The organism is Alicyclobacillus mali NBRC 102425, assembly GCF_001570745.1.
In the GTDB taxonomy this organism is placed as follows: domain Bacteria; phylum Bacillota; class Bacilli; order Alicyclobacillales; family Alicyclobacillaceae; genus Alicyclobacillus; species Alicyclobacillus mali.
In genome coordinates this window covers 1-7,476 of the sequence record NZ_BCSG01000059.1, presented here as the reverse complement: position 1 = coordinate 7,476, position 7,476 = coordinate 1, and the positions used below count along the sequence as shown (strand labels likewise).

Sequence of the window (7,476 nt, the reverse complement as noted above, 5' to 3'; positions counted from 1 at the left end):
TCTTTCATAAAATCGCTCAATCAAGGAAGATGGTTCGATTTCGCAAATAACGTTTATCTCACAGCGTTTGGAGTATGTTGGGTAATTGCGAATGATGTCATTCGCAAAATGGGCAAGGAACTTCGAGGTTTATAATCTCGCTACCCAAAATAAAAGGCCATCCGCCGGACCAAAGCGTCCGGTCGGATGGCCTGCGTTTCAACAATCCCGGCCTTTCAGCGCCCGATGAGCTCCTTGGCCAACTCGTAGACGTGATCGACCGTGAAGCCGTACTCGCGCACGACGACATCGCCGGGCGCCGAGGCGCCGAAGCGATCGATGCCGAGCACCTTGCCGTCCAAGCCGACGAACTCGTACCAGCTCATCGGGTGCGCCATCTCCACCGCAAGGCGCTTGCGCAGCGCGCTCGGCAGCACCGACTCGCGATAGGATGCGTCTTGCTCCAGGAACACGTCGATGGACGGGAACGAGACGACCCGAACCTTCACGCCCTCCTGCGCGAGCCGCTTGCCCGCCTCGAGCACGAGCTGGACCTCGGAGCCGGAAGCCAAAAGCGCGAGATCTGAGCCATCCTCGTGCTGGAAGACGATGTAGCCGCCGCGATCGAAGTCGCCCTCGTGCGCCTTCACTTCAGCGAGCGCCGGCACCTTCTGGCGGGTGAGCGCGAGCGCCACGGGCTTGTCGCGGTGCGTCAGCGCGTATTTCACCGCCAGCGCCGTCTCGGTGCCGTCCGCGGGGCGGAACACGCGCAACCCAGGGATGGCGCGAAGCGACGGCAGCTGTTCGATGGGCTCGTGCGTCGGTCCGTCCTCGCCCACGGCGATGGAGTCGTGCGTCAGGACGAAGAGCGACGGCTGCTGCATGAGGGCCGCGAGGCGAACCGCCGGGCGCAGATAATCGACGAACACGAGGAACGTGCCCGCGTACGGGAACACGCCGCCGTGCAGGCAGATGCCGTTCATCATCGCGCCCATCGCGTGCTCGCGGACGCCGTAAAACACGTTCTTCCCCGCGTAATCCGGCGCCTTGAAGTGATCCTCGTCCTTGATCATCGTGTTGTTCGACTTCGACAAGTCGGCCGATCCGCCGAGCAACGTCGGAATGTGCGGGGCGATGGCGTTGACGACCTTGCCGAACGCCTCGCGCGTAGCAATGGCCTCATTGAACTCCGGAAGGACCTTGTCGAAGTCGACATCGACCTTGCCCGCGAACGCCTGCTCGAAGGTGCGGGCGAGATCGGCATGCGCCTTGGCGTACGCCTGGAAGGCGTCGTTCCACGCCGCCTCCGCCTTCGCGCCCTTTTCCTTCACTTCGGCGAACAGCTTGCGCACCTCGTCCGGCACGTAGAAATCCTCTTCGTAGTGCCAGCCGTACGCGGCCTTGGCGGCCTGCGCCTCTTCCTTCCCAAGCGGGCTGCCGTGCGCGCCGGCCGTGCCCTGCTTCTTCGGCGCGCCGTACCCGATGATGGTCCGCACCTCAATGAGCGTCGGCGCATTCGTGAACGATCTCGCCTTGGCGATGGCCGCCTCGATCTCGTCCAGGTTGTTGCCGTCCTCGACGCGCAACACGTTCCACCCGTATGCCTCGTACCGCTTCTTCACGTCCTCGGTGAACGCCCAATCGGTGGGGCCGTCGAGGGAGATGCTGTTGGAGTCGTAGAGCACGATAAGGCGGTTCAGCTTCAGGTGCCCCGCGAGCGAGCTCGCCTCCGCGCTGATCCCCTCCATCAAGTCCCCGTCGCCGCACAGGACGTATGTATAGTGATCGATCACGTCGTGACCGTCGCGGTTGAACTTCGCCGCCAGGAACCGCTCGGCTATCGCCATGCCAACCGCCATCGCGATGCCCTGACCCAAGGGCCCTGTGGTCGCCTCGACGCCCGGCGTGTGCCCGTACTCCGGATGCCCCGGCGTCTTCGAGCCCCATTGGCGAAACTGTTTGAGATCATCCAGCGTGACGTCGTAGCCGGACAGATGCAGCAGCGAGTAGAGCAACATCGACCCGTGGCCCGCGGACAGCACAAACCGATCCCGGTCCGCCCATTTTGGGTTCGCGGGATTGTGCTTCATAAACCTTGTCCAAAGCACGTAGGCCATCGGCGCGGCGCCCATCGGCAAGCCCGGATGGCCGGAATTCGCCCGCTCGACTGCGTCAATCGACAGCGTGCGAATCGTGTTGACTGCCAGTTGATCGACCTCTGTGAAGGGCATCATGTCCCACTCCCACTCCATGTTTTCAGCCGACGTTCCTATGATACCACAAATTCCGCCCTTGCCCGTGGGAAATGTGGCCTCGCGGCCATCAGTTCACCAAGTCGTCCGGACAAGTTCCTCATGGCCGAGGCCCGGGGATATCCGGGCCTCAATGCGCCCACAGGCATGCGACCGCGGCGGCAACCACAGCCCCTGCCGCGACGACGTCCGCCGCCCTAAGCCGAATGTGGCGCCAGTACGTCCTGGCGTCCCAGCGCTCCGCCGGCGGTCCGAAGAATCCCCGCGCTTCCATGGCGATGGCGAGCCGCTCGCTCACCCGGATGGATTGCGCGAGAAGTGGAAGAGCGTATCGGACCGGGCGAAGAAGCCACCAGCCCTCCCGCCCGCGCACGCGGCGCGCCATGCGGAAGACGTCGAGATCGTGCTTGAAGCGGCCGAGAAAGCCTGTGCCGGCCATGGCGCCATACGACAGTTTGGGCGGTAGGCGGAACGACTGCGACAGGCCGACCATGAAATCGGTGCCGTCCGTCGTGGCCACAAGCACGTACGCGAGGACCACCGTCGCGAAGGTCCGCAGCACGACGAGCAGCCCCTGCGTGAAGCCGTACGCGCTCAGACCAAACCAGAGCCAGTGCACCACACGCGTACCCGGCGGCGCCGCTGCATTGGCCGCAAACGCCCACAAGTACACCGCGTAAATCAGCAAAAGCGGAGATAGGCGCTTGACGAGCTTCCACGGCGACAGCCAGCCCAACCCGAAGGCCAGCGCGCCGACGAGCGCCCAGATCCACCCCTCTGCGGCAAACGTGCGCGCGCAAAGCGCGACCGCTGCGACGCACAAAAGGGCGACGGCCTTCACATCGGGGTGCCAGCGCCGCAGGGGCGATCTCGCCCGGCGCCCGGACGATGGCGACTTCGCAGGCGGATCGTCCGCCTCGCGCTCGGGCACACCCCCGTCGGCTTGCACACGGCTTCGCTCCACGGGCGCCGTCTCATCCAGGTGCGCCCGCCGCAACAGCTCTTGATTTCGCAGCAACGCCTCCGGCGGCCCGTCGTACAACACGCCTCCGTCCGCCAGCACCATCACCCGGTCCGCGTGAGCCGCGACGAGATCCAGGTCGTGCGTCACGGCGATCACGGCCTTGCCCGCTTCGCAAAGCGCATCGAGCCTATCGAGGATCATCCGCTCCGACGCCTCGTCCTGGCCATAGGTCGGCTCGTCGACGAGCCACACGTCCGCGCCTTGGCGCATCATGACGGCCATGGCGAGGCGCCGCTTCTGCCCCTGGCTGATGCCAAACGGCGACTGATGGGCGCAGCCCGCAAGCCCAAACGCCTGAAGCTCCCGCTCCACCTCGTCCGGCACCTCGTCCCCGAGCACGCGCCCAGCTATCTCGTCCGCCACGCGCTCGTACAGAAACTGATACTCCGGGTTCTGAAACGCGTAGGCGATGCGGCCGTAGCGGGCCTTCGCCGACATCCGGTGAATCAGCTCGCCGCGGTAGCGCACCTCGCCCGCCGTGGGCCGCCTGAGCCCCGCGAGCACCTCAAGCAGCGACGACTTGCCAGCGCCATTTGGCCCCAACACCGCGAGCCACTCGCCGGGCCGGACCGCCAGGTGGACGTCCCGCCACACGTCGCGCTCGCCATAGCGGAGGGCGAGGTCGCGCGCTTCGAGCACAGGCGCTTCGTCCGCGCGCACCGTCGCCGCGCGGCGCCTTTGCCTCCGACCCCGCCGCGGCGCCTCCTCCGGTCGATACATGGCCCTCACGCGGCCGCCCGGCGCAAGCTCCACCACCACGTCCGCAACATCGAGGAACGGCTCGTACCGGTGCTCGATGACCATCACCGTCTTCCCCGCCTCCTTCAAGCGGCGGGTGACGTCGTAGACGTGGCGGCGCGAGTCGGGATCCAGATTCGCGGTCGGTTCGTCGAGGATGACGAGATCCGCGTCCATGGCGAGCGCGGATGCAACGGCGAGCTTCTGCTTCATGCCGCCGGAAAAGACGCTGTGTCGCGTGGCCAGAGCCACGTCGAGTCCCACGGCCGCCAAGGCGCCTTGCATGCGGGGCGCCATCTCGTCGCGCGAAACCCGCAGGTTTTCGAGGCCGAAGGCGATCTCGTCGTCCACCCGATGCATGCAGAACTGGAGATCCGGATCCTGAAACACGTAGCCAATCTTGCCTGGCTCCGCGAGCTCGGGCGCGAGCCGAACTTCGCCCTCCACCCGCGCCTCAATGGACCGCGGCAGGATGCCCGCGATGGCCATGGCGAGCGTGCTCTTGCCGCAGCCGCTCGGGCCGATGAGTAGCAGGCATTCGCCTTTTGAAAGCGAGAACGACACGCCAGCGAGCGCGGGCTCCGACGCCTCCTCGTACGTCACGGTCAGGTCGCGCACCTCAAGGGCCAGGGCCCGCTCGATCCCTGCAGCCGCGATGGTCATGCCGACTTCACCGACCGCTTGGCGATCTCGTAATTGCGCAGCGCGCCGGTGCGGGCAAGCGCATCCGCAAGCGCCTTCGGCAACAGGCCGCCGAGCACCGCGCCGCTCACAAGCGAGATGGCGACAAACGCGATCTGCGTGCCGAGGTGCAGTTTGTCGCCGCCGTATTGGAAGTACCATTGAAACATGAAAGCCACAGACGCCAGCACCCCAGACAGAGCACAGGTGCCCGTATTCCACACGCGATAGGCGAAGATGAGGAAGGCAATTTCCGAACCGACGCCCTGAATGAGGCCCGAGATCATGTTGGCGAGCCCCCACTGCTCGCCGAGCAAAAGCTCCACGGCCGCCGCCACCAGCTCCGCGATGAGCGCCGCACCTGGGCGCCGCACGATGTACGGAACCATCACGCCGGCGATCATCCAGAGCCCCGTCATCACGCCCTGAAGCGCGTACGCGGTCGCCGGGATGAGGGCGTACAGCACGTCCCACACGCGGTAAATGCCTCCGCAGACAATGGCCAATACAACCATCAAGATGACTTCGCGCAGCTTCCATCTCGACATCGCATTTCGCTCCCCTTTCGTGGAACAGGCCCTGGGAGCGCCGCACGCCACAACGAAAACGCCCTTGTCACCACGCAGGGAAAAGGGCGCACATGGACGATGACGGGCACTTCCTCACGCTGGTATTACCCAGATCGAGTCCACAGGGTTGGCGGATGTCCGCCTCTCAGCCTTCCGGCACCCCTAGGCCCTTCTCACGATGAAATTGTTCGACTTCAGTGTATCATCGCAGTTCGGAAGGCACAAGCCGCGTGGCTCAAAACCGCTCTCGGATGAGCATGGCGGCGTTCAAAATGAGAAGAACGTTGGACATAATCCAGATGCCCAAGGCGAAACCGCCCCAAAACCCGTCCCCCAGGTGGAGGTATCGGCCGTTCGCGAGCAAGATCGAATTCATGGCCATCGTCAGAGCCAGGATGGCGAGCCGCTGCCGCTTAGACAGGCGCTTGCGGCAGGGCGTGCGCAGAGATGCGAACCACGACCGCATGTGGCTCCCCCCTTGCGGCGTCCGCGGGCCTGAAGTTGCGCCGCGGCGTTCAGAATCTTACGATGAATGGTAACCTCAGGCTGCTTCGGCGTCAAGCCAGTGTCAGGCCATGTGTTTCAAGTTTGTCGGTGTCCAAAATCGTCGGCAGGCGCAGAGAAGGAACGAGGAGAGCGAACACGAAGGGGATGCACATCTATCAAGGGCCCCGCGTGGATTCAGATACCACGAGCGCAAATTGGGCAGACCGCCTTGTTTGTGCGATAGGTACACTGTTAGGGGGCAGGGTCCCACGATCAAGACGTTCATGTCCAGTGCCACCCTCATGACGGCTTCGATGCCTCGATAGCTTTCAAAAGAAAGACAGCCACTCCGCATAAGGTTGGCCTCCTTCGGAGTGACTGTCAGCTTTGCTCATGAGACGGTCCAAGCTCGGCGCTGCAGTCCTGGTCCGCCACGGTCCTATCGATGGCAGTGTACCCAAACAAGAGATTCTGTCTGCGCTCGGCAGTACGACATGGTGATTAACGGCAGCCTGCTCCTACAGGTTCGGATTCTAACAACTGCTGCGTGGGTCCAAAGAACTCAAATCGGATCCGCTCGTCCGGAACGCCCATCTCGCGCAAGCTGCGGTAGACGGTTCGCATGAATGGTGTTGGTCCGCAGAAAGCGTACACCGCGCCTGCGGGAGACACCTGCTTAATCAGGTCGCGATCGACAAAACCCTCTTTTGCAAGATACGGATGTGTGCGGTCATCCGCGCTTGGACGTTCGTACACGACGTGATATGTGAATTCGGACTGCTGCGCCAGTTCGCGAAGCCGCGCGTCGAAGGCGTGCACCGCTCCACTCAGCGCCGAATGCACGTAGACCATCCGACGTCGAGTGCCGCGGTACGCTTCCGCTTCTACCATACTCATGAGAGGCGTCATGCCGACCCCGCCGCTGAGAAAGACAACAGGCGTCTGATCATCCAGGTCCAAGCGGAAATCGCCCGCAGGCGGCGTAGCGTAAAGGATGTCACCGATATGAACATGATCGTGTAAGTAATTAGATACGAGACCAGCGGGTTTCTCCCCGATCGCTGCCTCGCGTTTTACGCTGATGCGGTAATACGGTTTGCCAGGAGCATCCGATAAGCTGTAGTGACGACGTTGGACATAAGGATGACCTGGTATGCGCACGACCACCGTGAGATACTGGCCAGGCGCGTACTGCGCAACGGGACCACCGTCTTGCGGTTCGAGATAAAACGACGTGATGACATCGCTCTCTTTCACCTTGTCTCGCACGACGAATGCGCGCTCGCCTTGCCAGCCACCCACCTGCTCTGCAGCCTGCTTATACAATTCGGCTTCGACAGTGATAAAGGCGTCTGCGATCTGGCCATAGGCGCGCGCCCATGCGTCAAGGATCTCGGGCGTAGCTGCGGACCCCAGCACGTCTCGCATGGCGAGGAGTAACGTTTCGCCGACAATCGGGTATTGCTCCGGCTGAACCCCGAGCGCGCGGTGTTTTTCGGCGATACGTACGACGGTAGAGCGAATGGCGTTGACATCATCCAGGTGTGCAGCCGCGGCATAAATCGCCTGTGCGAGTGCCGTTTGCTGCCGACCCTGATGTTGATTAGCTTGGTTGAATAGATTCAGCAGCTCGGGATGAGATTCAAATAGAAGTTGATAAAATCGCCGGGTGATTTGCTCCCCTTTTTGTGCCAGCACGGGAAGTGTTGAGGCAACGATGTCCTTGTCTTTTCTACTCGAGCCTTTT

Annotated in this window: 4 protein-coding genes, 3 pseudogenes and 1 riboswitch; all 7 genes and pseudogenes read right to left on the bottom strand. The window is 63.1% G+C overall.

Annotated features, from left to right (window positions below):
* Nucleotides 1–215: 215 nt before the first annotated feature.
* Complete coding sequence (gene tkt, locus AMA01_RS13140) at nucleotides 216–2,213, bottom strand: transketolase (protein ID WP_082744196.1); 1,998 nt, start codon at nucleotides 2,211–2,213, stop codon at nucleotides 216–218.
* Between the two features lie 148 nt (nucleotides 2,214–2,361).
* A pseudogene (locus AMA01_RS14330) lies at nucleotides 2,362–3,090 on the bottom strand (energy-coupling factor transporter transmembrane component T family protein); the annotation flags it as partial.
* Between the two features lie 345 nt (nucleotides 3,091–3,435).
* A pseudogene (locus AMA01_RS14325) lies at nucleotides 3,436–3,831 on the bottom strand (ABC transporter ATP-binding protein); the annotation flags it as partial.
* Between the two features lie 312 nt (nucleotides 3,832–4,143).
* A pseudogene (locus AMA01_RS14320) lies at nucleotides 4,144–4,656 on the bottom strand (ABC transporter ATP-binding protein); the annotation flags it as partial.
* Nucleotides 4,653–5,222, bottom strand: a complete 570-nt coding sequence (locus AMA01_RS13130) for an ECF transporter S component (protein ID WP_067851690.1) — start codon at nucleotides 5,220–5,222, stop codon at nucleotides 4,653–4,655. The pseudogene AMA01_RS14320 and the gene AMA01_RS13130, both read right to left, overlap by 4 nt.
* Nucleotides 5,223–5,316: 94 nt before the next feature.
* Nucleotides 5,317–5,417: riboswitch (TPP riboswitch) on the bottom strand.
* 61 nt (nucleotides 5,418–5,478) lie between these two features.
* Entirely contained in the window at nucleotides 5,479–5,709 is a 231-nt protein-coding gene (locus tag AMA01_RS13125; RefSeq protein WP_067851688.1) for a hypothetical protein, read from the bottom strand.
* 521 nt (nucleotides 5,710–6,230) lie between these two features.
* Nucleotides 6,231–7,476: NO-inducible flavohemoprotein (hmpA, locus tag AMA01_RS13120; RefSeq protein ID WP_307188457.1), on the bottom strand; the 1,246-nt coding region annotated here is incomplete at its 5' end.

Bases quoted from the DNA above. Each gene is read 5' to 3' on its own strand.
- tkt (WP_082744196.1), bottom strand. From the start codon at position 2,213: ATGATGCCCTTCACAGAGGTCGATCAACTGGCAGTCAACACGATTCGC.
- AMA01_RS13125 (WP_067851688.1), bottom strand. From the start codon at position 5,709: ATGCGGTCGTGGTTCGCATCTCTGCGCACGCCCTGCCGCAAGCGCCTG.
- AMA01_RS13130 (WP_067851690.1), bottom strand. From the start codon at position 5,222: ATGTCGAGATGGAAGCTGCGCGAAGTCATCTTGATGGTTGTATTGGCC.